Genomic DNA, 25,557 nt, shown 5'->3' with positions numbered 1-25,557 from the left:
ACCCGTCCGCCGCTAAGATCAGTAGCAAGCTACCTCTCTCCGCTCGACTTGCATGTGTTAAGCCTGCCGCCAGCGTTCAATCTGAGCCATGATCAAACTCTTCAGTTAAAATCATTTTGCACCTTATTTATAGACAAGGTGCCAATTCTGGCTCATCAATTACTGACTTAAATTTCGCTCAAATAAACTTCGAGTAATTCAAACCAATCAATCAATGAAAATTATTTCGATTAATCAACCAGTAAAAATCCACACAAGTTGTTCTTCAATTCTCTTAATGATTTTTCTGCTCTTCGTCAGAGACAGAATTCAACGCAATACTAAGCTTTCATCTTAACCCTGTAAGCTAAGATATTCTCGTGTATCGCGTCGGGATGAGTGCATTATAGGGAAAAAAAACTGGTACGCAAGCACTTTTATAAATATGCACGTTCGACCGGTTCTTTTTCAGCCAAAAAAAATCTCAAAAACAAACAAATATATGATTTATATGGTTAATTTATTTTTAAGGAGTTTTAAACTTTATATCTACTATCTTTATAGCCTGTTTTGGTACGTTTTGATGCATGCCATAGTTTGATGTAGGGACCTGAACAATATGGTCAACCACATCCATTCCTTTAATTACTTTTCCAAAAACTGCGTAACCCGGATTACCAGCAGAACGATTTAAAAAATTATTATCTGCAACGTTAATAAAAAACTGACTAGTAGCTGAGTCAGGATTTGCAGTACGAGCCATCGCCAACGTTCCGCGTGTGTTAGCAATTCCATTTCCAGCTTCATTTTTGATAGGTGCTCGCGTAGTCTTTTCCTGCATATTTGCAGTAAGTCCACCGCCCTGCACCATAAAACCAGGAATTACGCGGTGAAATATCGTATCTTTATAAAAACCTGACTTTATATAGTCTTTAAAATTCTTCACACTGTTTGGTGCTTTATCATCATAAAGTTGTATTTCAATGTTGCCTAAATTTGTTTGCATTTCAACTAAAGTGTCAGCCCAGACTGAATGGCTGCTTATACCCAAACAACATAACATTAATAATTTTTTCATATTTTCCCTACAACAAAATGCCAAACTTAATGAAGGATAAATTTAATCATCTATATAAAAGAATTCTAGTGAGTATTTATTATCTTTTATTTAGTGCTTTATATTTTAGATTTGAGTATTAGTCCACGTTCCACGTGAAACATGGACTAAGCTTTTATTTAACTATTTTTATCCCAGAACTTTCTGAAGTTTTTACTAATCTCGATGGTATAGCGTTTTGCCTTTTTCGAAATAGGTGTCAAGTTTATAAAACCGTGGGTTTGATCTGGATATTCTTCATAATGCATTTTGACGCCATTTTGTCTTAGCTTATAGCTATAAATTTTCGCTTCATCATGCAATACGTCATGACCAGCCGTAATCACGAAAGCTGGCGGGTTCTTTTTCAAATTACCATAGGTTGGAGAAATAATTGGATCATCTAATTCTACATTATGCTGAGTTGCATAATATTGGGTAACATAATTGATATCATTATCTGTTAAAACCAGTCCTTCATTATAGGCATAGAAAGAAGGATGTCGGCTTTTAAAATCAACTGTAGGATAAATGAGAAGCTGTGCTTGTGGAGCATAAGGTTTGTTTACTGATCGTTGAGCCACAACCGTACTAATATTCCCCCCTGCACTATCCCCTGCTACAGCAATACGATTTTTTAATATTTTTAATTGTCTACGATTTTGATATACCCAAGCTAATGCATCTTCACATGATTGGATTAAATGTTGAGGTGAGACCTCAGGTGCAAGTGGATAATCAATACTGAGTACTTGTACTTTTGCATATTTTGCCAATATACGACAAATCTCATCATGAGTATCTAAACCACCCACAACGAACCCTCCCCCGTGATAGAAAACAATCAGAGGTAATTTTTTATTCGGTGAAGGATGATAGTGTCTTGCGAAAACAGTTCCACTTTGAAGCGGCAAACGAATGTCTTCTACTGAATCAATTTCAGTTGATTTCTGGCGTATAGCCAACATTTGTGTATCAAACTGCCGTCTAGACTCAATAGGATCTGAACCAATGAAACCAATACGTCCCTGTTTAATTTGTACGGCCATCATACATTTAGTAAACGAGTCGAGCTCTGGGTATTGGTAGGCATATCCAAGGATTTTGGCAAGTGATTCTTGAGCTAATCGAGGTAACTTATCAAGAGCTCGAGCAGCAGGCCCTTGGCCCTTATCTAGCAATGTTTGAATTTTTTGATTAAATGCTGTCATGCCTATCTCCATGAATTCCTCTTATCCTTCATATTTTCTACAGAATTCTTTGTTGTTTGACTATATTCGCATACAACTCATGTAATCAAGATACAAAGGTAAAAACCAATCTACGCTAATCTGATTTATAGCAAATGTCATTAACAAATCTGTCGTTTAAAACAGGACTTTTTTGCCAATTATTGTTAACAGACAAAAGGAGATTGTGCTATGTCAGCAAAACTAGTTGTTACTTTATTAGCAACCAGTCTTTTAACTGTAGGTTGTGTTGCTTATACAGATGATCCTTATTACCGCGGTGGTTATGCTTACCATGATCATGATGATGACCGCTATGATGGACGTCGCTATAGTGACTGGGAACGAAAACGTTGGGAAGAGCGTAAGAGAATATACGAACAACAACGTAAGGATGCTCGCGAACAGGATAGAAATCGTCGTGAGTGGGAAAAAAGACACCGTGAATGGGAGAAGAAAAGATTAGAAGATCGTGATCACAATCATAGAGATTATCATGATGATGACTAAAATCTATTGGAATATGGAAGCCCCAAAGAAAAAATCTCTTGGGGCTTTTTTATTGAGAAATCCACATTCTCTTGACTATAGAATAATGAGTAGCAGCTCATTTCATATATAAATCGGCATCTTGAATATATGTACTCTATAATCTTTTAACTGTTCTTATCGCTAAGAATTACTGAGCAGTTGCAGAACCTGAAACAGAACCAGAAGCACCAGCATCAACTTGACCTGGTTGTGCTTGACCAGAAACACCAGCATCTACACCAACACCAGCTTGTACGCCAGATGGGCTAGCGCTAGTTTGAGCTGAACCTGATGCATTTAAGCCAGCTTCAGATGCACAACCAACAGCTGTAAAAGCAACACCAGCAAGTACTACAGAGATAAGACCTAATTTTTTCATAATCACTTTCCTTTCATTACGACAAACATTTAAATGCAAAGTTCATCTTCGCGCTGCCTATAATTCACAATTTTTTTTTCTGGCGTGCGTATCATTGGTTGTCTTTTGTAGTAATAGAAGTACAAATTGTGCAATTTTTTATTAAAACCTCTTCCTTAGCCTCACCTCTACCTTTTATATAGAAGCTATAACTTAAGCTTTTGTTTATTTTTATCAATTTCTAATTTTTATCTTAGCCTTTTACCCTCGTTAAAAATTTTCTCTTCATAGAAACGCTATATAAGGTGCGTAGAATGTTACAGAGACTTTTTACTTGAAAATGCCTTATTTCATAAAAAAAGCCGGGGATAGACCACGGCTTTATTAAAAAATTTATAGTGTTTCGATTCAAATTATGGCCATTGCATCTCGCCTTTTACAACTTTTGCGCCTAGTTCTAGGCTATCCACACTCTTTAATGTTGGATATTGTTTCTGCATGAGCTGACTTAGCTCACTCGCATTTTTACTTACTTTGGCCACTTTCTCATAGCTCTTGAGATAGTCGATAGAGAAGTTAACCGCATCCAAACCTTGTGGACCTCCCTCAACCATATGAGCTGGAACAACAGTTTGAGGTTGGAGTGATTTAATACTTTCTAAAGCTTGAATCACTTCATTGCGATCTTTAACTTTTGGCGTATCTGCCATCCATAAATGAATACCTGAAGAGACAGGAATACCGCCTACAACTGCTTTTGAAGAAGGAATCCATAAATAAGTAAGTTCTTTCTTACCTTTAATCTCGATTGACTCATTCTCTAGTTTTAAAGTTTTAGCAGCATAAGCTTGAGGCACAATAATTTGGCTAGGCGCATTTGCACCCATTTGTGGGCCCCAGTATTTTACTTTAAGCGCTTGAGTATCTTGGATATGTTTAACAGTTTCTGGTGTTGCAATGATTTGTACATTTGGGAAGTATTGTTTAAATACATCTAAGCCAAAGTAATAGTCCGGATCGCCATAACTTACGAAAATTGTCTTTAATGTTTTACCACTATCCAAAATATCCGCAGCAATACGTAATGCTTCAGATTTTGAGAATTGCGCATTTACCAACAGAACTTCTTTATCGCCTTCAATTAAAGTAGAAGTCACACCGAAATGTTCGGGTTTAGCCAGAAAACTTTGGATTTTCAAATCTTGCGCAAAAGCTGAGGAAGCTACCGTTAAAGCAGTCGCAGTTGCTAAGGCTGAAGCAGTTAATTTAAAAAATTTCATTATGTATCTCCAATTTCATGAGAAATACTTTAAATTGCAATTCTTGTGAGGTAAATGCACTAAATTAAGATAAACTGTTGCATATATTGTAATAATGATAAAACATATGGACACATTAAAAGCCATACACGTCTTTGTTTCTATTGCTCAACATGGCAATTTAACCAAAGCTGCCGAACATCTAAATTATTCCCGTGCAATGGTTTCTCGCTATCTTGAGCACCTAGAGCACACCTTCTCAACTCGACTATTTCAAAGAAATACCCGAAAAATATCTCTCACACCAGCAGGTGAAAAAGCCCTCCTCTACTGCGAAAATATTTTACAACAACAGCAACTTCTACAAGAGTTAGCCGCACCTGAACAACATAATGGTACGATTCGTTTTACCTGCGGTTTATTTTTATTTCAATTAGGGGTTGGAGAATGTATTCGCCAATTTAAACAGCAACATCCGCATATTCAATTTGATGTATATCTGACTGAAAATACAATGGACTTAATTGATGCACAGGTCGATTTAGCCTTACGTATAACGCAAAAAGTTGCAGATGGATTAATTGCACGACCTGTTTGTCAAATCGAGTCCGTTTTCTGCGCTCATCCTGATTATTTAAAGCAACACAGCCCCCTCTCCCATCCAAGGCAACTTATTCAACATGAATGTTTAGCTCACCATAGCCAACATCAATTTTGGACACTTTTTGATACTGAACAGCAACCGCAGAATTATCCTTTAAACGTCACCTTTAAAAGTAATGATGTAAATGCTGTTTATGACATGTGTGTACATGCTCAAGGTGTGGCAATGTTACCGACTTTATTAGTTAAAAAAGATTTAAAAGAAAAACGATTAGTTCCTTTATTTAAAAACTTTTCGGCTCCCGAATTAAGTTTGTCGGTGGTATATGCTTCAAGACAACATTTGCCCAAAATAACTCAGGAATTTATTGCTTTTATGATCGAAAATTTAGATTTTTACTTAAAACCGCAAAATTAAAAGTTTTAAATTGCCGTGTACGCTTGAATTTTTAGGCAATGCCCATACTTCATCCCTATTAATGAATTACAGCATATGCATGGCAGTTCAGGTTTTACCCAGTAAATGCTGATGCCAAAAGGACTGTACATGTTTAAAAACCCATTTAAACGGAGATCATCAATGGCTAATGAGCAAAATGAGCAAGCTCAAGACATTCAACACGAGCAAGCAGAGCAATCTAATGAGCAAACTCAGGCTGAAGGTGTAGAGCAAGCAAACGACGTTACCGTTGAATCTTTACAAGCGCAAATCACCAAATTAGAAGAAAGCCTAAAACTTGAAAAAGCACGTACTGCGAATGCAGTTTACGAAGCACAAAAAAGTGTAGAGCGTATTCAACGTGAGTCTGACAAGCATAAAGAGACTGTGCTTGAAAAATTTGCAAAAGAATTACTAGATTCTGTTGATAATTTAGAGCGTGCAATTCAAGCGGCTGGTGATGAAGAAACGCCAGTACTTGAAGGTATTAAACTGACCTTGAAGTCGCTGTTAACCACACTTGAAAAATTTGGTGTTGTAGAAGCTGATACAAAAAATGGCTTCAATGCAGATTTACATCAAGCTGTCGGTATTGACCCAAATGCTAAAGCGAATGAAATCGGTAGCGTTTTACAAAAGGGCTATACATTAAACGGCCGCTTATTGCGCCCTGCTATGGTTATGGTTGGTCAATAAATAATTTTTTGAGAGTTTTTAGATTTTTTTTCGCTAAAACGCTTGAAAAAAATAGATTCACTCTCATATCGGATAACAAGCAAAAACATTGCAAAAGAATTTTTGAGGAAAACGTCACATGGCAAAAATTATTGGTATTGACTTAGGTACTACCAACTCATGCGTTGCTGTACTTGAAGGCGATAAAGTAAAAGTAATCGAAAACGCTGAAGGCGCACGTACAACTCCATCGATCATTGCTTATAAAGATGGCGAGATCTTAGTAGGTCAAAGTGCTAAGCGTCAGGCAGTAACTAACCCGAAAAATACATTATTCGCTATCAAGCGTTTAATCGGTCGTCGTTATGAAGATCAAGCGGTACAAAAAGATATCGGTCTTGTACCTTATAAGATCATCAAAGCAGACAATGGCGATGCTTGGGTTGAAGTAAACGATAAAAAATTAGCGCCTCAACAAGTTTCTGCTGAAATCTTGAAAAAGATGAAGAAAACTGCAGAAGACTATTTAGGTGAAACAGTTACTGAAGCAGTTATTACTGTTCCTGCTTACTTTAATGATGCTCAACGTCAAGCGACTAAAGATGCGGGTAAAATCGCTGGTTTAGACGTTAAACGTATCATTAACGAACCAACTGCTGCTGCACTTGCGTTCGGTATGGACAAAAAAGAAGGCGACCGTAAAGTTGCAGTTTACGACTTAGGTGGTGGTACTTTTGACGTATCAATCATTGAAATCGCAGACCTTGATGGCGACCAACAAATCGAAGTGTTATCAACAAACGGTGATACTTTCCTTGGTGGTGAAGACTTTGATAACGCATTAATTGAATTCTTAGTTGAAGAATTTAAGAAAGAACAAAGTGTGAACTTGAAAAATGATCCACTTGCGTTACAACGTTTGAAAGAAGCTGCTGAAAAAGCAAAAATCGAGCTTTCTTCATCAAATGCAACTGAAATCAACCTTCCATACATCACTGCTGATGCAACTGGTCCTAAACACTTAGTGATCAATGTAACACGTGCGAAACTTGAAGGTTTAGTTGCTGATTTAGTTGCTCGTACTATTGAGCCTTGTAAAATCGCACTTAAAGATGCTGGTCTTTCGACTTCAGACATCTCTGACGTGATCTTGGTTGGTGGTCAGTCTCGTATGCCACTTGTACAACAAAAAGTACAAGAGTTCTTTGGTAAAGAGCCACGTAAAGACGTGAACCCTGACGAAGCAGTTGCAATCGGTGCTGCGATTCAAGGTGCTGTATTGTCTGGTGACAAAACTGACGTTCTTTTATTAGACGTAACACCATTAACTTTAGGTATTGAAACAATGGGTGGTGTATTAACACCAATCATTGAGAAAAACACGACGATTCCTGCGAAGAAATCACAAGTGTTCTCTACTGCTGCTGACAACCAGCCTGCCGTAGACATTTCAGTTTACCAAGGTGAACGTAAGATGGCTCAACAAAACAAATTGTTGGGTAACTTCCAATTAGGCGACATCCCACCTGCTCCACGTGGTGTGCCACAAATTGAAGTATCTTTCGACATCAATGCTGATGGTATCTTGAAAGTATCTGCTAAAGATAAGAGCACTGGTAAAGAGCAATCGATCCAGATTAAAGCGAACTCAGGTTTGTCTGATGCTGAAATCGAAGCAATGATTAAAGATGCTGAAGCGAATGCTGAAGAAGATCGTAAGTTTGAAGAACTTGCAAAAGCTCGTAACGAAGCTGATGCATTAATTTCAAGCTCGAACAAAGCTGTTAAAGATCTTGGTGACAAAGTTACTGAAGATGAAAAAACAGCTGTAAGCACTGCCGTTTCTGAACTTGAAGCAGCAACAAAAGAAAATGATGTAGAAGATATCAAAGCGAAAACTGAAGCTTTACAAAACATCTTGATGCCTATCACTCAACGTGCTTATGAACAAGCGCAACAAGCTGGTGGTGCTGAAGGCTTTGATCCAAATGCATTCCAAGGTGGTGATGCGGGTCAACAAAAAGCAGATGATGGCGTTGTAGATGCTGAGTTCACTGAAGTTAAAGATGACAAAAAATAATTTGTTTCTTTGATAAAAAACCGCGCTTAGGCGCGGTTTTTTATTGTTTACAAAAATTAACAATAAGTTTTTTAATGATATTATTCAAATATTTCTGTCAGAAAGATCAATCATAAAAACTAAATATTTAATTTTAAATAATATTTTTTTGCTAAAAAATCACTGTTATTTACTACATTAATTATTTGATTATTGCCAAGTCTGAGAACATCTTTTTTAATTTTTCGACCAATATCACAAACCTCACCTAAACTATTGAGATTTTTATCATTTTGACGAATTAAATTAAGTAGCTAACAATAAGATTTATTTATATTTTTTTATTTTGCCATGAAAAAATTTCTATGGTGGGGATTGAGCTTATGCTTATGCATGGGCTTACAAACAACACTTTTTGCTCAAAGCAATCTGCCAATTAAGTCATCTCATCAACCTTTAAAATACCGAATTGCTTTTATTGATCCGCGGTTTCAACTCACTAAAGAACAATTAGTTGAGGTAAGCCAACAAGCTGCTGAAATCTGGCAAAAAGAAACTGGGAATACCTATTTTATTTATGATTCACAGGCTCAATTATCAATTAACTTAATCTATGATGATCATCAACTCATTAAAGATGAACAACAAAACAATTTGGATGCACTTTTGCAAAAGCAGGAAGCATGGCGCATTAAAAATGAAGAAATTGTTCTAAACAAACAGGAAGTTGCTCAACTATCAAGTGATTTAAACAAGAAAAAGCTCAATCTAAAAGTTGAGTTTGAACAATATCAACAAGATGTAACGCGCTTTAATCAAGGAGAACATCAATACTCTAGTGCCGATAATTTAAAAGAATGGCAAAAACAACTAGGGCAAAAATCGGAAAATTTAAAAAATGAATCCAACATTCTAAATTTTAAAATTCAATCACTTAACTTAAAAATTAAAGAGCTAAATCGAGAGCAAAGTGATTTAAGCGCTTTAAAAACACAATTCAAGCTAGAGCAGAAAACTAGTATTCAACCCTTCCATAAAGGATTATTCAGTCAAAACCAAATTCAGATTTACGGTTATGCTTCTTTAAATGATTTACGCTTGACCCTTGCTCATGAACTTGGGCATGCTTTAGGGCTAAAACATACGACTGATCCTAAATCTTTAATGTATCCCTATTTAAAAGAGCAAGATATTCATAACTTTAAACTAACAGATTCAGATTTAGATTTATTAAGTTCAATTTATAGACCAAATTAAGGAAAAATCGTTAAAGTTAAATGATTAAAAAAACTAAATAAAACCAAATATATTAAATTTTTTCTAAAAAATAATTTGGCATTTGGTAAAAAATAATGAGACTAAAGTCTCATTTATTTTTCTGATTTGTACGTTTTTTGATTGATTTTTCATTTTATATTCTTATAATACGTTTTTTTTAAAATCTCCCCCCTTCGATTATGCGTTTAACATCTTTGTTATTAGGCGTAGCCTTTGCTTTTTCTAATTTTCAGGCTAATGCTAATCTTGCAACTCCAGCTCATACTCAAATCCAGCAAAAAGCAGGTCAACATTTGACTTACAAAATTGCTGATATTGATCCACGTTTTGGTTTAAGCCAAGACCAATTAATTCAAATTAGTCAACAAGCTGCGGACATTTGGAAACAAGGTACTGGACAGGATTATTTTACTTATGATCCAAATGCAAAGTTAGAAATTCGTTTAGTTTACGATAATAGTCAAAGCCGTTCTGAACAGCGTCAAAAAATCGCAGCTCGGTTCCAACAAGAACAGCAACGTGTAATTGATGAACAGCAACAAATTAAGCAATTGAAGCAAACCCTTGGTCAAACTCAGTCTGAGCTTGAAAATAAGAAGCAGATTTTGAATGGCAAATTGAAAAATCTTGACCAACTAATGATGGAGCTTAACCAAGGCAAATTAGCACCTGAATACAGCGCTAAATCTTGGGCTAAAACTCAGAAAGATTTGCAAAAACAAACTGTTGCTTTAAAGAAAGAAATTGCTGCATATAATCAGCAAGCTAAAGACTTAAATGTCAAAGTGACTCATTTTAATCAGATTAATAATGAGTTTAATAATTCATTGAACCAATTTAAGCAAAATGCTCAAGCGGATGTCTTTAAAAAAGGTATCTATAACGGCAAACAAATTGTGATTTATGAGTTTAAGTCTATTGATGATTTACGCTTAACGATTGCTCATGAGTTAGGACATGCACTTGGTTTAAAACATAGTGATCAACCAAATGCATTGATGTACTCAGTACGTAAAGATGGTGACAAAAAAATCACTGGACTTACGGATGCTGACCGTGATCTATTAAGTGCTTTACCTCAATAATTAAGAGCTTGATATAAAATGATGTATCTATTTCTATATAGATACATCGAAATTGGTATCAAAGTCATGTTATTGTGGTCATAAGAGCTAACGAAAATAGAATGGAGATCAAGATGAGTTATTATCATATCCTGATTGAAGTAAATGATCATATCAGCACAATTGAACAGACTCGCGACATTGAACTGTTTGATATTATTGAAATTAAACCATACCTCCATTCTATTTTAATTCCCTTTTTCAATGAGCATGAAATCGAGCTTGAGGATGAAAATATCGAATATAAAGATATTCTCCATCTTGAAGTAAAACAGACTCTGTTACCGATTGAACATTTAATTGAAGAAGAGCAAAAGCAATTACCAAGTGATACTGATGTCACGATCACTGCGTATGAAATCTTTAATGATCGTGATTTAAGCCAAGATGTTACGTCAGTTATTTTTGATATTTTGGAAGCAGTTAAATTAGAGTAATCCTCTTATACAAGTACCTATAAAAAAGGTCTGCATAAGCAGACCTTTTTTTAATTATTTTCAGCTTATTGCATCATTTTTTGAGCTTGTTCTTGACGGAATGCGCGTAAAATTTGTTGCCCTGCCCGTCCTGTTGGATTTAAACCTAAACGAGTTTGCTCTTGACGAATAGCTACGCGGGTTTTATCTCCAATAAGGCCGTCAACTGCACCAATATCATAGCCACGGTTAATCAAAAACTGTTGGATTTCACGACGCTCGGCACGTGAAGTTCCCGGATCATCTGTTGGCCAAGACGCAACAAATGGACCCGCACCTTTTAAACGATCAGATAAATGGGCAATCGCAAGTCCATAACTTTCCGCAGCGTTATAGCTGTAGATAGCATCAAAATTCTTAAATACTAAAAATACTGGACCATTTACACCTGCAGGTGCCATTAAACCCGCTGAAGTACTGCTAGATAAAGCCCCTTGAACAAGTGGAGAACCATCAATTCGGGTTACCCCTCGTGCACTCCAGCTACTTAAAGCTTTCTTTGAACGTCGCCCTTCTCCCTCAATTGACATACCTTGGGGAACTTTGACTTCAAAACCCCACGGCATTCCTGTTTGCCAACCTGCTTTATTTAAGAAATTGGCAGTTGAAGCCAGTGCATCAGCTGTACTCGACACTAAATCGCGGCGACCATCTCCATCAAAATCAACAGCTAAACGTTCATAAGTAGATGGCATAAATTGAGTATGGCCGAATGCCCCAGCCCATGAACCTTTCAGTTGATCTTCGGTTAAGTCACCACGTTGTAAAATACGCACAGTGGCAAAAAACTCAGTGCGGAAATAACTTTGTCGACGCCCTTCACAACTTAAAGTCCCGAGTGCTTGTAATAAAGGATATTTTCCAGAAATATCACCAAAATTACTTTCTACCCCCCACACTGCCACGATTGTTTCTGGTGGCACGCCGTAAGTTTGAGAAGCACGGTTTAAAACATCTCGATGTTGCGCCAGTTTTTGTTTACCAAGCTCAACGCGCTCTTCATCAACTAGACCAGAAAGATAATCCCAAATTGGCGTCGAAAATTCTGGTTGATAGTTTAATTTATCAATAACTGAATAATCTGGGGTCAAGTTTTGGGTATAACGATCATAAGTTGTACCAGATACTCCAGCAGAAATTGCTTGAGAACGTAAATTTGCCAAACAGCTTTGGAAATTATTATTAGGCGTATAATCTTCACTCGTCACCACTGGAACAGTAGCACTGCTAGATATTGTAGAACCATTAATTACGAGCTCTGCTTGAGCCTGAGTCATCGCTAAAAATACAGAGCCAACAATACAAGAAAAACGTCGCATATTATCCTAGTTCAATTTTTAAATTTAAATTTGTAAGTACCATACCATTATGAGTCCAAAATTTCAGAGAGAAAACGTAAATTTGAATTCATAATCTCTACTTTAAATTCATTTCCCATGTTTTAAATTCAAATTTTCTACTTCATTTTTGAATTTAAAATTCTCTAAATCAAAATTATTAGTTTTGAATTCAAAACCGATACTCAAGTTTAAATTCAAAAGCACTTCTTTAAATTTAAACTACAAACCTTTCTTTATTGTGGATAACTTTATCCACAATACAGCCAAAACACCTTTATTCCTTAATCCTATATCACCTTATTATTTATTACAGGCTATAGCCAATCACCAAAAAACCGTATTTTTTTAAATTTAAAGATCAACCAAAATTTTTAAATTCAAAACCCCATACCAATAGACTTCTATTTTTGAATTTAAAAAGGTACATCCAACTCTCTCATTTAAATTTAAAAATACTTTTGTGGATAACCAATTTTAAATTCAAAAGCACCCAAAACAGTTATTTATAGTTTTAAATTCAAATTACAGTAGCTTTTTTAAATTCAAAAGTTTAAATCAGAGTTATCCACAAACATAAAATATGCATGTTCTATTATTTTTAAATTTAAAAGATAAAAAAAGCGATCTGAAGATCGCTTTTTAGAGAATTAAAAATACTTTTAGAGGGTCATATCTGCTGTTAAAGCGAGTGGTTCTGGCAAAATTTCCGCCAATTGACGGCATAAATTCGTCAATTCATTACTATCCACAGGCATTAAAGTGATATGGCCTAATTTGCGGCCAGCACGTTCTGACTTGTTATAAAGATGCAGATGAGCACCATTTAAGGCAAGTACATCCTCAGTTTTAGGATGTTGACCAATAATATTGATCATAACCGTTGGGCGAACAACATCTGTTGAACCCAATGGTAGTCCTGCAACAGCTCGAATGTGGTTTTCAAACTGAGAACAAACAGCGCCTTCAATGGACCAATGACCTGAGTTATGCACTCGCGGTGCCATCTCATTTGCACATAAGCCTTGTTCTGTCACAAATAGCTCTAGAGTTAACACACCTACATAGTTAAGGTGATTCAACAAACGAGTAATGTAGTCTTGAGCCACAGGTTGCAAAGCTTCGCTATTCGGTGCTGGAACAATTGAATGCGATAAAATACCATTATGGTGGTGATTTTCAGCCAGTGGCCAAGTTTTTACCTCACCATTTTGGCCGCGCACCGCAATAATTGAAACTTCACGAGAGAATTTAACAAAGCTTTCGGCAACTAGACTTTTTGCAGGACCAAGTTCAGCCCAAGCGGTATCAATCTGGTCTTCTGAACGAAGTACAAACTGGCCTTTGCCATCATATCCGCCAGTTGCAGTTTTAAGTACAATCGGCAAACCAAGCTCAGCCACAGCCTTTTTCAAGCTTTCTAAGCTATCTACAGCACGATACGGCGCAACAGGAATAGTAAGCTCATCAAACAATGCTTTTTCTGACAAACGATTTTGCGCAGTTGCTAAAGCAACACGGGGAGGGTGCAATGCTTTGGTTTGTGTCAAAACATCAACATCTTCAACTGGCGTATTTTCAAATTCAAGACTGAAAACATCAGCACTTTCAATAAACTGCTTTAAACCTTGCTCATCTTGGCTAGAAAAAACCTGGCCTAAAACACCTGCTGGACAATCTGTATTTGCTTCAAAAAAAGTACATTGAATATTTAATGGTAACGCTGCTTGAGCCATCATACGGCCCAGTTGCCCACCACCAAAAATACCGATAGTTTTATCCATCTCAGCCTCTTACACCTGACCCGGAATATTTTTGCTTGCAACTTTATCAGTTTGCGCAGCACGGAAATCAGCTACATTTTTTGCGATTTCAGGACGAGTTAAACCTAAGATTTGTGCAGCCATAATTGCCGCATTCGTTGCACCAGCTGGACCAATCGCTAAAGTACCAACTGCAATACCTGCTGGCATTTGTACAATTGAAAGCAAAGAGTCTACGCCATTTAAAATTGATGATTTAACTGGCACACCTAAAACAGGTAAATCAGTTTTTGCGGCACACATTCCAGGTAAATGCGCTGCACCGCCTGCACCAGCAATAATCACTTGAATACCGCGATCACGTGCAGTTTCTGCATATTCAAATAAACGATCTGGAGTACGATGAGCAGATACCACTTCCGCTTCAAATGGGACACCAAGCTGTTTAAGCATATTGGCTGTGTTTTCGAGAGTTGCCCAATCAGATTGAGAACCCATAATAATTCCAACGAGAGGTTGAGCGTCTTGTGCTGCGGCCGCATTCATTGCTAATGTTCCAGAGACAAAAGTAAAAGAAGATAAATCTCGACGAGAGCCAAGTTTTAAATGGTTCGGAAGCCCATTATTATAGACTGATTTTTCATCTCACGAAAATTTAACTGACTAGCTCTGCGAATATTTTTAATATCATCAAAAAATGTCATGCTTTAACAGTGATACATTCTCAATTTTTATTAATATTAATTAATTAGATATCTGAAATATAATCAGGTATTTGAAAAATTAATAGCTTGTATAGAACCAATTATTCAATACAAGCTACCATAGATTACTGGCTTCTAAATACGAAATAAACACAACCAAATAGGCATAACATCGCCCATAAGTAATCGAGTTTAAAGGGTTGCTTAAACAAGAAAATCATAAAAGGTACAAACACGACCAATGTAACCACTTCCTGAGTGATCTTCATTTCACCGAGTAACCAGCCTTGCGCGCTTAACATACGAGTGGCTGGGATCATAAAACTGTATTCAAGTAAGGCAATAATCCAACCGAATAGAATCGCTTGCCAAAGTGGAGCATGGTGCAAAAATTTAAGATGCCCATACCATGCAAGTGTCATAAAGCAGTTAGAAATAATTAATAGCGTAAAAGCTAAAACCGTTGGGCTCAAAGGCACATCCTTCATCATCACGATGATTTAAGTATTTTAACGATACAAAACATTATAAAAGATAAAACTGTAATTCAGCTTAAATCTAAAAAATAAAGCTGTAGTTTTATTAGGGTCTCAAACACATAGAACAACAACGATTTTTGACTATCTTTTCGAGTTTAGCCTTGCTATCGTTGCTGGCAAATTTATCAATAATGCACACACAGCAATTCATTTTAATGTTGTGTACAAAAGCAGTGGAGAAGGCGAGCAATGCATCTGCATATCTTGGGTATTTGTGGCACTTTTATGGGCTCTTTAGCACTTTTAGCTCGTGATTTAGGACATAAGGTAACTGGTTCCGATTTAAACGTTTACCCACCGATGTCTACCCAGTTAGAAAATGCAGGCATTACACTCATGCAAGGCTATGACCGTAGTCATTTACAGCCTCATCCGGACTTGGTTATTGTCGGCAATGCCATGAAACGTGGTATTGATGCTGTTGAATATATGCTAAACGAAGGCCTGCCATATATTTCTGGTCCACAGTTCCTTGCCGATCATGTTTTACAAGGTAAACATGTACTTGGTGTCGCAGGTACTCACGGAAAAACAACAACCACAACCATGTTGGCTTGGGTGCTTGATCAAGCTGGTTTAAATCCGGGCTTTTTAATCGGTGGTGTTCCACTTGGTTTTAGTGAAAGTGCTCGTTTAGGTGGTGGCAAATACTTCTGCGTTGAAGCCGATGAATATGACTCTGCTTTCTTTGATAAACGTTCTAAGTTTGTTCACTATCACCCCAAAACGGCGATTTTAAATAACCTTGAATTTGACCATGCCGATATTTTTGATGACCTAGCAGCGATTCAAAAGCAGTTCCATCATCTTGTGCGTACTATTCCAAGTGAAGGCCGTATTATTGCGCCAATTACTGAAACGCATATTGATGAAGTGCTTGAAATGGGCTGCTGGACACCCGTGATTCGTACCAGTCTAGAAGCAAATGAAAAAGCTGCTTTGTCTGCCGAACTCATTTCAATTGATGGTAGCCATTTTAAAGTACTCGAAAATGGTAATGTCGTTGGTGAAGTGAAATGGAGCATGACAGGGCAGCATAGTGTAGCGAATGCTTTAGCAACAATTGTAGCTGCTCAACATGTAGGTGTTACGCTTGAACAAGCTTGTGAAGCTTTGTCTAACTTTGGCGGTGTGAAACGTCGTATGGAGTTACTCGGTACAGTCAATGGTATTGAGGTTTATGATGACTTCGCTCACCACCCAACAGCAATTGACACAACTTTAGATGGCGCACGCAAACGCTTAGGTGAACGCCGTTTATGGGCCATTATTGAACCACGTTCAAACACGATGCGTATGGGCAGTCATAAAGATGGCTTAGCACATTCAGCACGCTTAGCAGACGAAGTGATCTGGTATCAGCCAGAAGGCTTAGATTGGGATCTACAACCAGTGATTGAAGCTGCTTCTAACCATGCTCAAGTGAGCCGTTCACTTGATGAAATTATTAAACGTATTGTTAATGAAGCAGGTGAGGGCGATGCCGTTGTGATTATGTCTAATGGTGGCTTCGGTGGCTTACATCAAAAACTTATGAGCGCATTAAAGGCAAAAGCTGCTTAACTTTCGCTCTAGATGATTCAATAAAAAACGGGTTTCAAATTAAAACCCGTTTTTTTGTCAGTGACTTTTAAAGCTTTTCTGGCTCTATATTGGCCATAAATTTATTAGAAACCATTAAACGTAAACTATAGACAATGCCCATCGCAAAAACGCTATATCCCACGTTATTACAAATAAACGGAATACATAAAATAATTAGGGCTGTGATCGGGTAAAACCATTTCGTGATGCCAGATAAGCATTGGAACTCATAAAGTATCCAAATACAGGTGGTATAAAGCACTACACTCACAGCAACAACTATTCCCATATATAAATCAGAAATATGCGCATGATGGGTTGTAACATCCACGGCAGCAGCAAGCGCAGCACCTACCGCAGCAATACTGACAAAAACAAAATAATGGCCATAACCCCAAACAAACGGACGCACACCTTTAACATGATGGTGTTGTTCACTACGATCGAAATAAGCCCACCACATGGCAAACATCAGCATCAATCCACCAATCATCAAGAATACAGCAGGGATATTCATCGACTGAGCGGCTAAAGCATCACGTATGGCATTAAAACTACCGACAATCGACTCACCCAACACAATAATTGTGAGTAGGGCATAACGTTCTACAATATGATGAGGATGCCACGGCGTTGGTGAATATTTTTCTGCATAGATTGGAACAAATAATTCCACTACAACCAGAAATAAAAATAGAGGTATTGAAAGTACATGAGCAAAGTTAGCGACAAGCCAGCCAATTTGTACTAAGACTATACCTATTGCATAGCGATAAGCCGTAACACGCCTTTCAGGATCATGTTTTGCAGCTCTCAGCCACTGAGTCACTAAGGCCATGCGCATGATCACATAACCGATAATGATTACATCAAAATCCTGACTACGAAATACATCAGGGATACCCGCTGCCATGACCAATGACCCTACAATCTGTACAAAGGTAAGGCACCGATACAATGCATCATCGTTATCGTAAGCCGAAGCAAACCATGAAAAATTCATCCATGCCCACCACAGCGCAAAAAATACCATCAGGTAGCTTGGTAATGCATGCCAGAGGTGATTTTCAATAATTGCATGATGTAACTGCTGACCCGCTGTTGCAATCGCGACCACAAAAATTAAATCGAACAATAATTCGAGTGGAGTCGCTGCTCTATGCTGCTGATCAGGATCTCTTGGGGATAGGGGCCTCAAGCTTAATTTTTTCTGTTTTTCTTGAGTAGTCATAAAATAACGTTCTCGAATAAAGTGCCAACACGTTAACACTTTAATATTAACGCCCAGAATACGCATTAAAAAATATCTAGACCTGCTGTTTAATCTTTACTCACAAACAAACTATATTTCATTTTTGTGACAATTCTTTATCAAGATAACAGGCTTAATTCTTTATCATAGCCCACGTTTTTTGTTCTTGTTTGGAATATGAATGTCTTTAGAAACACTCAACCTTAGCTTATTCCATGTGATTAATGGGGCTCAGGATGCGAGTCAATTTATCATTCGTCTTGCTATCTTTTTTGCTAATGATCTCCTCTATATTCTCTTATTCATCCTTACATTTTTATGGTTTTATGGCGATCAAGATTTAAAAAATAGGGTCATTAAATCTGTCTTTTTAACCTGCGTATCACTTTTAGTCGGTTACGTTATTTCTTTGTTTTACCATCACGCAAGACCGTTTGTCATGGGTGTGGGTACGACTTTTATTGAACATGCACCAACGGCATCTTTTCCAAGTAATCATATGCTGATTTTTAGCACCATTGCTTTATCTTATTTGTTTGCTCAGCGCAAAATAATTGGAATTATCCTTTTATTTTTATCATTTGTAGTGGCGTGGTCACGTATTTATTTAGGTGTGCATTTCCCTTTAGACATGTTAGGGGCTTTTATTGTCGCACTACTAGTCAATACAGCAGGTTATTACTTCTGGAATGCTTACGGTACAAGTTTGACTGCATTCTGTATTCACCTTTATCAAATTATATGCAAACCACTTTTAGACCGCGGTTTGATTAAATAACCTATAGATCTTTTTTTGCATTCAAACCACGACATTAAGTTCAGTTGCGTAATACAAAAAAATCTGCCATTCTATGTCGACTTGGATATGTTTTATCCAAAACAGAATTTAGTTTGACAAGGGGAGTAGCCTCCTCCAAACATAACAGCAGTGTTATGTGTCAGATATCGTCAATACGCTTTTATTAAAAAGTCGGTATCTGAGCATCGTGAAATTCATGGTGTAGGCAAGACCTTGATCATGTTGATACAGATGTTTAATTCATCTGGCAACTGGTCGAGGTTTTTTTATGCCCAATTGCCGGATGTATGGAGGATTTATGGAATCGATCGGCAATTTATGGCTGTACATAGCATTCTTTGGCATAGTCATTGTGATGCTCCTGATTGACTTTTTAGGCTTTAAACAAAAGCAAGGTCAGGATGTCTCAATTAAGCAAGCTGCTTACTGGAGTGTAGCGTGGGTAAGCGTCGCAGCCCTATTTGGTGGTGGTTTATGGCTTTACCTACAACAAACAGTTGGGGTGACTTTAGCAAACCAAAAAACCATGGAATACTTTGCGGGTTACTTACTCGAAAAGTCCCTCGCAATTGACAACGTTTTCGTCTGGTTAATGATTTTCGCAGCGTTTGCTATTCCAGCTGCACTACAACGTAAAATTTTGCTCTACGGCGTATTAGGTGCAATCGTACTACGTACCCTCTTTATTTTTATTGGTGCATGGTTCGTTCAAGAATTTTCTTGGGTACTTTATATCTTCGGTGCGTTCTTGGTATATACAGGCTTTAAGTTCTTAAAAGGCCAAGATGAAGAAACCAATATTGAAGATATCAAGCTCTTAAAATGGTTACGTAACCATATGCGTATTACACCACAGCTTGAAGGTGACAAATTCTTTGTACGTCAAAACGGTTTATTGTGGGCAACGCCGTTATTTCTAGTTTTGATTTTGGTTGAAGCTTCAGACGTGATTTTCGCAGTAGACTCTATTCCTGCTATTTTCGCGGTAACTAGCGACCCGTTTATTGTTTTAACGGCGAACTTAATGGCAATTTTAGGTTTACGCGCAATGTTCTTTTTACTTGCTGGTGCTGCGACTAAATTGCATTACTTACCATACGGCTTAGGCATCATTTTATTGTTCATTGGTGCGAAAATGTTGTTGCTTGATGTATTCCACATGCCAATCTGGATCTCGTTAAGCTTTATCGTAATAGTGTTAGCAATCACTGCTTATCTCTCTTTACGTCATAATAAGCGACAAATCTCATAGAATCTTTATTTGAATAATATTAAAGGGCTTTCATAGAAAGCCCTTTTTAAATTAAGAATTGACTATTTTTAATTTTGGCCATTGTTGTAACCAATTTTTGCTTTCTACACGATTTTTGAAAGTCTGATAACTAACTAAAGCTGAATTCCAACGTAGATTCAATTCAAATAAATCTGATAAGCCAAAAGGTGCAATTATTTCTAAATTGCCGAAACTGTCGAAACGTATTGCTACAGCTGTTGCTGTTTCTGACCATAATGATAATGCTTCCTCAATCGAAGTTAATGGCTGAATTTTTTCACCATTATCTTTACGGTACCATGTATGTACCAAAGCCTGATTAACAACATCCCAATCTTGATTTGGAAATTTGCTTTTTAAATCACTTTGCAATTCTTTTTGATAACTATCATCATATTCATTAGCATTATAATAAATCACATCCATATCACTTGTATTTAAATCATAAGTTTTACCATGTAAATATGACCAAACAGTGTTTCTCACAGCACCAGCACTTAAATAAACTTTTGGATGCAATTGAGAAATAATAAATAATATCTTTAATAAACAAGGAGATTTCATTACCAAATCAATAAAATCTTGTTGATAATTATTATAAATATTTGTCATATTTTAAAAAATACTAAAGTTATCCACCATGTAATAGTACATAGAAGCTCTGTACTTTAAAAGCGCTGATCAATATCATATGCCAACTTAAAATTTATCTTTCCTAATCAGAAACATAATAGATAACAGCTATTCGGTATTTTATGCCGAACATACTTATTAAAATGTGTGGAGTCTCATGCGTTCTAAAAAAATTAATCTTGTCGTTGTCCCTCTATTACTCACGGCATGTAGCCATAATGATGGTCCTTTAGTACAAGACGTATATAACAACCAATATGACTGTGCTCGCGACTGGAATAATGAAACATGTAAACAAGAAAATAGCTCCAGTGGACATGGTTCTAGCTATGTTGGTAGTCGCTATTTAGGTCCTGCGTATTATCGAAATAATCGGGAAGTTTCTTTTCGCGGCAATACCTTACATCCTTACAGCAATTTGAGTGTAGGCCGACCAGTTATTTCAAGCACAGCGAAAAGCGCGTCTTCTTCATCCCCAATTCGTGGTGGTTTTGGCCGTAGCGGTTTTTCTTTCGGCGGCTAAGTCTTTAGGCATTCACTTAATATGAAAAGAAAAATATTTACTCCACGACCAGACTGGCAAGTGGAGCATCAAAATATTGGTTTTGATTATTTTAATTTACCTTCTCTTGATGGCTCAATTTACTGGTCTGAAGGAGTTGCTTATGAGTTTACCCTTAAACAGATTGAACAACTGGAAGATGCGGCAAATGAACTGCATCAGATGTGTTTATCGGTAGTAGGAGACCTCATTCAACGGGGCGACTATCCTGCTTATTTTCAAATTCCAGAAACAGCTATAAACCATATTGAACATTCATGGAAACAAAATGCCCCCATGCTGTATGGCCGCTTTGATTTCGCTTACGATGGGCGAAATATCAAAATGCTGGAATATAACGCCGATACACCTACTGGCTTACTCGAAGCCTCTGTCGCGCAGTGGCTGTGGATAGAACAAGTCTCAGGCATTGCAAACCGAGATCAATTCAATAGCATTCATGAAGACCTGATTAAACGCTGGAAAACAATTTTACCGCGTGGTAGCCATGTACATTTTGCTGCCTGTCAGGAAGCCGGAAGGGAAGACTGGGGTAATTTAGAGTACTTAATGGATACCGCTTATCAAGCTCATCTACAAGTTTCCGAGCTTTCTATGGAGAATATAGGCTGGAACGGGCAAGATTTTGTTGATCTCCATAATCAGCCCATTCAAAACATATTTAAGCTCTACCCATGGGAATGGATTTGGGAAGAAGCATTTTCTCAATATATCCACCCACAAACACAGTGGATTGAACCCTGCTGGAAAATGTTACTTTCAAATAAAGCGATTTTGGTTGAGCTTTGGAAGCGTTACCCAAACCATCCATTGTTGGTCGAAACCCATACCTATGACCCGCAACAAGCTTTGTCTGGCAAATGGGTGAAAAAGCCGATTTTGGCAAGGGAAGGGGCCAATATTCGAGTTTTACAAGACGGCCATGACCAAGGCGCGGCTTCTGGTAGCTTTTATTTTGATGACTATGACAAATATGGTTATATCGTACAGAAATGGGTAGATACCCCATTATTTTCAGGGCAACTACCTACACTCGGTTTATGGATGGTTGGACATCAATGTTCAGGCATGTCTATTCGTGAAGATTGCTATGACATTATTGGTAATGATGCTCACTTTGCAGCACATTATTTTGTTGAGTAATAAACGCCTAGAGACATAAAAAAGCACTTTTTAGGTGCTTTTTTATTGTACCTTCCACGCAGTCAATCAGTGCATTTTAAGTATATAGCGAATAATAATTTTTGGTTTTTAAAGCTAAATTAGATCAAAAATTCAAAAATATAATGATTTAATCTTATGTAATTTAATACTTTTATTCTTATTTCTTTAATTAAAAATCAATATTGGCAAGCTCTTTGCATCTCCTAAAAAGAAAAAAGCCTAGATTTTAAGGGCTCGCGAGAGCCCTGATTTTTTTAAGGAGTGATGCCATGAATGCGATTCCAACTTTAACGCCCCTTGCCATGCCGTGTAACAGCAATTTTGAAGCAAAAGATTGGGAAATTTTATCTACTCACTGGTATCCCGTCGCACGTACTCAAGATGTCTCTACTGCACCTCAACGAGTCACGCTACTAGACGTCAATATGGCGTTATATAAAACAGAAAGTGGGGAAATTCATCTGGTTCGAGATATTTGCCCACATCGTGGGGTGCCATTAACCAAAGGTTGGGTGGATGGTGAGGAGATTGTCTGTCCTTATCATGGTCTACGCTATAACACTGAAGGGAAATGTACCCAAATACCAGCTCAGCCCGAACTGACTAAAATTTCTGATCGTTTTTCTCTGACCAAATTTCCAGTTGTACAAAGATATGGTCTCATTTGGACCAGTATTCATGGTCGTGATATTGCTAAAGCTAATATTCCTATATTAGATACTTGGGACCACGCAGAGCATCAATCAATTTTACCGCCTTTCGTCAATATTGGTGGTTCTAGTGGACGTCAACTTGAAGGATTTATCGATGTCGCTCATTTTGCGTGGGTACATCACAATGCCTTTGCGAATCGCGATAACCCCATCGTCCCTAAATATCACACTGAACGTACCGACTATGGTTTAAAAACGGTCTATATCAGTAATGTCAGTAATTATCCACATGAACTAAAACATCTCGAGCCAGAAGGCTTTTTGTGGAAGCGCACCTTTGATGTCTATCCACCTTTTTCAGCCGTCCTTACAGTCGATTTTCCAGAAGGTGGGGTCTTAAAAATCTTGAATGCGTGCTGTCCTATTTCAATCAATAAAACCCGTTTATTTGTTCCACTCACCCGTAACTTTGATCAGACAGGTGATTTAGAAAAGGTATATGCGTTTAATGCCCAAATTTTTGCCGAAGACCAAGATATGGTCGAATCACAAAAGCCAGAAGAACTGCCGCTTGATTTAATGATGGAAGCACATTTTGAAGCAGACCGTTCATCAACAACTTATCGACGGATTTTGGCTGAATGGGGACTAAGTAAACGTTATACCGTTTAAATATTAGCTAACTGGGGTACAATCAATCGAAAAAAGTGAAAATATAAAGGCTTTCCATGTCATTGATCGCAAATACCACCGTTGTGCGTGGTCGTTTTTTAGATATCCAGCAAACCGTCTCTGAGCCAACAGATATTCCAAATCAAGTGCGCTATTTGGAAGATGGTGTATTGGTTAGTGAACATGGAAAAATCAAATGGTTTGGTGCATGGGAAGACGCTCAGGCGCATCTACCTGCTGGGGTTGAGATTCAACATTATCCAGAACAATTGATTGTACCCGGCTTTATTGATACCCATATTCATTTCCCGCAAACTGAAATGGTTGGAGCATACGGCGAACAACTTTTAAGCTGGCTCAATACTTATACTTTCCCAACTGAAATCCAGTTTCAGGACAAAGCATATGCAAGTGAAATTGCCCAATTCTTTGTTCAAGAACTCTTAAAACATGGTACAACCACAGCACTAGTGTTCTGTACAGTTCATCCCGAGTCTGTTGATGCCTTATTTGAAGCCGCAGAACGCGTTCAGATGCGTTTAATTGCTGGTAAGGTACTTATGGACCGCAATGCCCCTGAAGCGCTTTGTGACACGCCAGAAACGGCTTACAGCGACACCAAAGCACTGATTGAGAAATGGCATGGTAAAGGCCGTGCGCTCTATGCGATTACCCCACGTTTTGCACCAACGTCTACACCTGAACAGTTAGAAAGAGCAGGGCGGCTAAAACAAGAGTTTCCAGATGTATATGTACATACCCATTTAAGTGAAAACAAAGATGAAATCGCTTGGGTGAAATCTTTATTTCCAGAACAAGCTGGCTATTTAGATGTTTATCAACATTATGGCCTGACTGGTAAACGTTCTGTATTTGCTCATTGCGTTCACTTAGAAGATCAAGAATGGCAATGTATGCATGATACACAATCGGCTATCGCATTTTGTCCAACATCAAACCTGTTCTTAGGCAGTGGTTTATTCCCATTGAAAAAAACATGGGAAAAACAAGTGAAAGTGGGATTGGGTACAGATATCGGTGCTGGTACATCATTTAGTTTACTGCAAACCGTTAACGAGGCTTATAAGGTTCAGCAGTTACAAGGTGATAAACTTTCAGCTTATGAAGCGCTCTATCATGCAACTTTAGGCGGCGCAAAAGCGCTTGATTTGCAAGATCAGTTAGGCAACTTCAATGTCGGTAAAGAAGCAGACTTTGTGGTACTAAATCTTAAGCCAACTGCATTACAGCAACTTCGCCAGTCTAAATCCAAAACTGTTGAAGATTCGCTGTTTGCTTTATTCACTTTAGGTGATGACCGTAATATTGAGGCGACTTATATTTATGGAAAACGTGCTTATCAAAAAGAAACAGCCAAATAAAAAAGGCATTGTTAAGTTTTTGTTATTATTTGGAATATGTGCTGTTGTGTTAAAGCGTGATCGACATAATCCGCAAAATGATAAAATTTCACAGCCATCAAAGGGTGCATGAAACGTCATTTTGCTTTAAAATT

At 37.5% G+C, this 25,557-nt stretch carries 23 protein-coding genes, 1 rRNA gene and 1 pseudogene; 14 read left to right on the top strand and 11 right to left on the bottom strand.

Features of this window, described 5'->3' with window-relative positions; translation table 11 throughout:
- The 3 genes from HMPREF0013_RS0105920 to HMPREF0013_RS23810 form a co-directional block, all read right to left on the bottom strand.
- Positions 1 to 108, bottom strand: a 16S ribosomal RNA gene (locus HMPREF0013_RS0105920); the annotation flags it as partial.
- 397 nt (positions 109 to 505) lie between these two features.
- A complete protein-coding gene (locus HMPREF0013_RS23815; protein ID WP_005804908.1) occupies positions 506 to 1,057 on the bottom strand; it encodes a peptidylprolyl isomerase in 552 nt (183 codons plus the stop codon).
- A gap of 158 nt (positions 1,058 to 1,215) precedes the next feature.
- Entirely contained in the window at positions 1,216 to 2,286 is a 1,071-nt protein-coding gene (locus HMPREF0013_RS23810; protein ID WP_005804906.1) for an alpha/beta hydrolase, read from the bottom strand.
- Between the two features lie 210 nt (positions 2,287 to 2,496).
- Between HMPREF0013_RS23810 and HMPREF0013_RS23805 the strand changes: the two genes are divergently transcribed.
- Complete coding sequence (locus tag HMPREF0013_RS23805) at positions 2,497 to 2,814, top strand: hypothetical protein (protein WP_005804905.1); 318 nt, start codon at positions 2,497 to 2,499, stop codon at positions 2,812 to 2,814.
- Positions 2,815 to 2,983: 169 nt separating this feature from the next.
- Here the strand turns inward: HMPREF0013_RS23805 and HMPREF0013_RS0105915 are convergent, their stop codons facing one another.
- Together HMPREF0013_RS0105915 and HMPREF0013_RS23800 are read right to left on the bottom strand one after the other, a co-directional pair.
- Entirely contained in the window at positions 2,984 to 3,214 is a 231-nt protein-coding gene (locus HMPREF0013_RS0105915; RefSeq protein ID WP_000733015.1) for a hypothetical protein, read from the bottom strand.
- 392 nt (positions 3,215 to 3,606) lie between these two features.
- Entirely contained in the window at positions 3,607 to 4,473 is an 867-nt protein-coding gene (locus HMPREF0013_RS23800) for an MBL fold metallo-hydrolase (RefSeq protein ID WP_005804904.1), read from the bottom strand.
- Positions 4,474 to 4,579: 106 nt separating this feature from the next.
- Between HMPREF0013_RS23800 and HMPREF0013_RS23795 the strand changes: the two genes are divergently transcribed.
- The 6 genes and pseudogenes from HMPREF0013_RS23795 (at position 4,580) to HMPREF0013_RS23770 (ending at position 11,067) form a co-directional block, all read left to right on the top strand.
- The gene (locus tag HMPREF0013_RS23795; RefSeq protein ID WP_005804902.1) at positions 4,580 to 5,473 is read left to right on the top strand and encodes a LysR family transcriptional regulator; all 894 of its coding nucleotides are present in this window, start codon (positions 4,580 to 4,582) and stop codon (positions 5,471 to 5,473) included.
- Positions 5,474 to 5,635: 162 nt separating this feature from the next.
- On the top strand, positions 5,636 to 6,190 hold the full coding sequence (grpE, locus tag HMPREF0013_RS23790) for a nucleotide exchange factor GrpE (RefSeq protein ID WP_002115470.1): 555 nt from the start codon (positions 5,636 to 5,638) through the stop codon (positions 6,188 to 6,190).
- A 118-nt stretch (positions 6,191 to 6,308) separates the two neighbouring features.
- Positions 6,309 to 8,249: a molecular chaperone DnaK gene (gene dnaK, locus HMPREF0013_RS23785; protein ID WP_002115449.1), complete on the top strand. Its 1,941-nt coding sequence runs from the start codon at positions 6,309 to 6,311 to the stop codon at positions 8,247 to 8,249.
- Positions 8,250 to 8,579: 330 nt separating this feature from the next.
- Complete coding sequence (locus HMPREF0013_RS23780; RefSeq protein WP_005804901.1) at positions 8,580 to 9,485, top strand: matrixin family metalloprotease; 906 nt, start codon at positions 8,580 to 8,582, stop codon at positions 9,483 to 9,485.
- Between the two features lie 137 nt (positions 9,486 to 9,622).
- Positions 9,623 to 10,591, top strand: a pseudogene (locus HMPREF0013_RS23775) (M57 family metalloprotease).
- A gap of 101 nt (positions 10,592 to 10,692) precedes the next feature.
- Complete coding sequence (locus HMPREF0013_RS23770; RefSeq protein ID WP_014207668.1) at positions 10,693 to 11,067, top strand: hypothetical protein; 375 nt, start codon at positions 10,693 to 10,695, stop codon at positions 11,065 to 11,067.
- A 65-nt stretch (positions 11,068 to 11,132) separates the two neighbouring features.
- Here HMPREF0013_RS23770 and HMPREF0013_RS23765 read toward each other — a convergent pair whose 3' ends face one another.
- The 4 genes from HMPREF0013_RS23765 to HMPREF0013_RS23750 all read right to left on the bottom strand — a co-directional run bounded on the left by HMPREF0013_RS23765 (position 11,133) and on the right by HMPREF0013_RS23750 (position 15,398).
- Positions 11,133 to 12,425 (bottom strand): lytic murein transglycosylase, encoded by a 1,293-nt coding sequence (locus tag HMPREF0013_RS23765; protein WP_005804898.1) that lies wholly within the window; start codon positions 12,423 to 12,425, stop codon positions 11,133 to 11,135.
- A gap of 680 nt (positions 12,426 to 13,105) precedes the next feature.
- The gene (locus HMPREF0013_RS23760; protein WP_004795549.1) at positions 13,106 to 14,227 is read right to left on the bottom strand and encodes a 5-(carboxyamino)imidazole ribonucleotide synthase; all 1,122 of its coding nucleotides are present in this window, start codon (positions 14,225 to 14,227) and stop codon (positions 13,106 to 13,108) included.
- Between the two features lie 9 nt (positions 14,228 to 14,236).
- The gene (purE, locus tag HMPREF0013_RS23755) at positions 14,237 to 14,752 is read right to left on the bottom strand and encodes a 5-(carboxyamino)imidazole ribonucleotide mutase (RefSeq protein WP_002115451.1); all 516 of its coding nucleotides are present in this window, start codon (positions 14,750 to 14,752) and stop codon (positions 14,237 to 14,239) included.
- 283 nt (positions 14,753 to 15,035) lie between these two features.
- Positions 15,036 to 15,398, bottom strand: a complete 363-nt coding sequence (locus HMPREF0013_RS23750) for a DMT family protein (protein WP_075384089.1) — start codon at positions 15,396 to 15,398, stop codon at positions 15,036 to 15,038.
- A gap of 240 nt (positions 15,399 to 15,638) precedes the next feature.
- Here HMPREF0013_RS23750 and mpl point away from each other — a divergent pair, with 240 nt between their 5' ends.
- Entirely contained in the window at positions 15,639 to 17,012 is a 1,374-nt protein-coding gene (gene mpl, locus HMPREF0013_RS23745; protein ID WP_005804897.1) for a UDP-N-acetylmuramate:L-alanyl-gamma-D-glutamyl-meso-diaminopimelate ligase, read from the top strand.
- A gap of 67 nt (positions 17,013 to 17,079) precedes the next feature.
- Here the strand turns inward: mpl and HMPREF0013_RS23740 are convergent, their stop codons facing one another.
- A complete protein-coding gene (locus tag HMPREF0013_RS23740) occupies positions 17,080 to 18,330 on the bottom strand; it encodes a low temperature requirement protein A (protein WP_005804896.1) in 1,251 nt (416 codons plus the stop codon).
- Between the two features lie 136 nt (positions 18,331 to 18,466).
- Here HMPREF0013_RS23740 and HMPREF0013_RS23735 point away from each other — a divergent pair, with 136 nt between their 5' ends.
- Together HMPREF0013_RS23735 and HMPREF0013_RS23730 are read left to right on the top strand one after the other, a co-directional pair.
- Positions 18,467 to 19,063 (top strand): undecaprenyl-diphosphatase, encoded by a 597-nt coding sequence (locus tag HMPREF0013_RS23735; RefSeq protein ID WP_005804895.1) that lies wholly within the window; start codon positions 18,467 to 18,469, stop codon positions 19,061 to 19,063.
- A gap of 319 nt (positions 19,064 to 19,382) precedes the next feature.
- Positions 19,383 to 20,336 carry a TerC family protein gene (locus tag HMPREF0013_RS23730; protein WP_025464217.1) on the top strand — a complete coding sequence of 318 codons (954 nt, stop codon included), beginning with the start codon at positions 19,383 to 19,385 and terminating at the stop codon, positions 20,334 to 20,336.
- 51 nt (positions 20,337 to 20,387) lie between these two features.
- Here HMPREF0013_RS23730 and HMPREF0013_RS23725 read toward each other — a convergent pair whose 3' ends face one another.
- The gene (locus tag HMPREF0013_RS23725) at positions 20,388 to 20,969 is read right to left on the bottom strand and encodes a nucleotidyltransferase family protein (protein ID WP_002124528.1); all 582 of its coding nucleotides are present in this window, start codon (positions 20,967 to 20,969) and stop codon (positions 20,388 to 20,390) included.
- Positions 20,970 to 21,147: 178 nt separating this feature from the next.
- Between HMPREF0013_RS23725 and HMPREF0013_RS23720 the strand changes: the two genes are divergently transcribed.
- The 4 genes from HMPREF0013_RS23720 to guaD all read left to right on the top strand — a co-directional run bounded on the left by HMPREF0013_RS23720 (position 21,148) and on the right by guaD (position 25,423).
- On the top strand, positions 21,148 to 21,513 hold the full coding sequence (locus HMPREF0013_RS23720) for a hypothetical protein (RefSeq protein ID WP_025464216.1): 366 nt from the start codon (positions 21,148 to 21,150) through the stop codon (positions 21,511 to 21,513).
- 21 nt (positions 21,514 to 21,534) lie between these two features.
- Positions 21,535 to 22,695, top strand: coding sequence for a glutathionylspermidine synthase family protein (locus HMPREF0013_RS23715; RefSeq protein ID WP_005804892.1), 1,161 nt, complete (start codon positions 21,535 to 21,537; stop codon positions 22,693 to 22,695).
- 290 nt (positions 22,696 to 22,985) lie between these two features.
- Positions 22,986 to 24,041, top strand: coding sequence for an aromatic ring-hydroxylating oxygenase subunit alpha (locus HMPREF0013_RS23710; RefSeq protein WP_005804891.1), 1,056 nt, complete (start codon positions 22,986 to 22,988; stop codon positions 24,039 to 24,041).
- 56 nt (positions 24,042 to 24,097) lie between these two features.
- A complete protein-coding gene (gene guaD / locus HMPREF0013_RS23705; RefSeq protein ID WP_005804890.1) occupies positions 24,098 to 25,423 on the top strand; it encodes a guanine deaminase in 1,326 nt (441 codons plus the stop codon).
- Positions 25,424 to 25,557: the final 134 nt, after the last annotated feature.

The organism is Acinetobacter sp. SH024, from assembly GCF_000163635.1.
Taxonomy (GTDB): domain Bacteria; phylum Pseudomonadota; class Gammaproteobacteria; order Pseudomonadales; family Moraxellaceae; genus Acinetobacter; species Acinetobacter pittii.
Note: the sequence above shows the minus strand (reverse complement) of the source record. Positions and strands in the feature narration are given on the sequence as shown.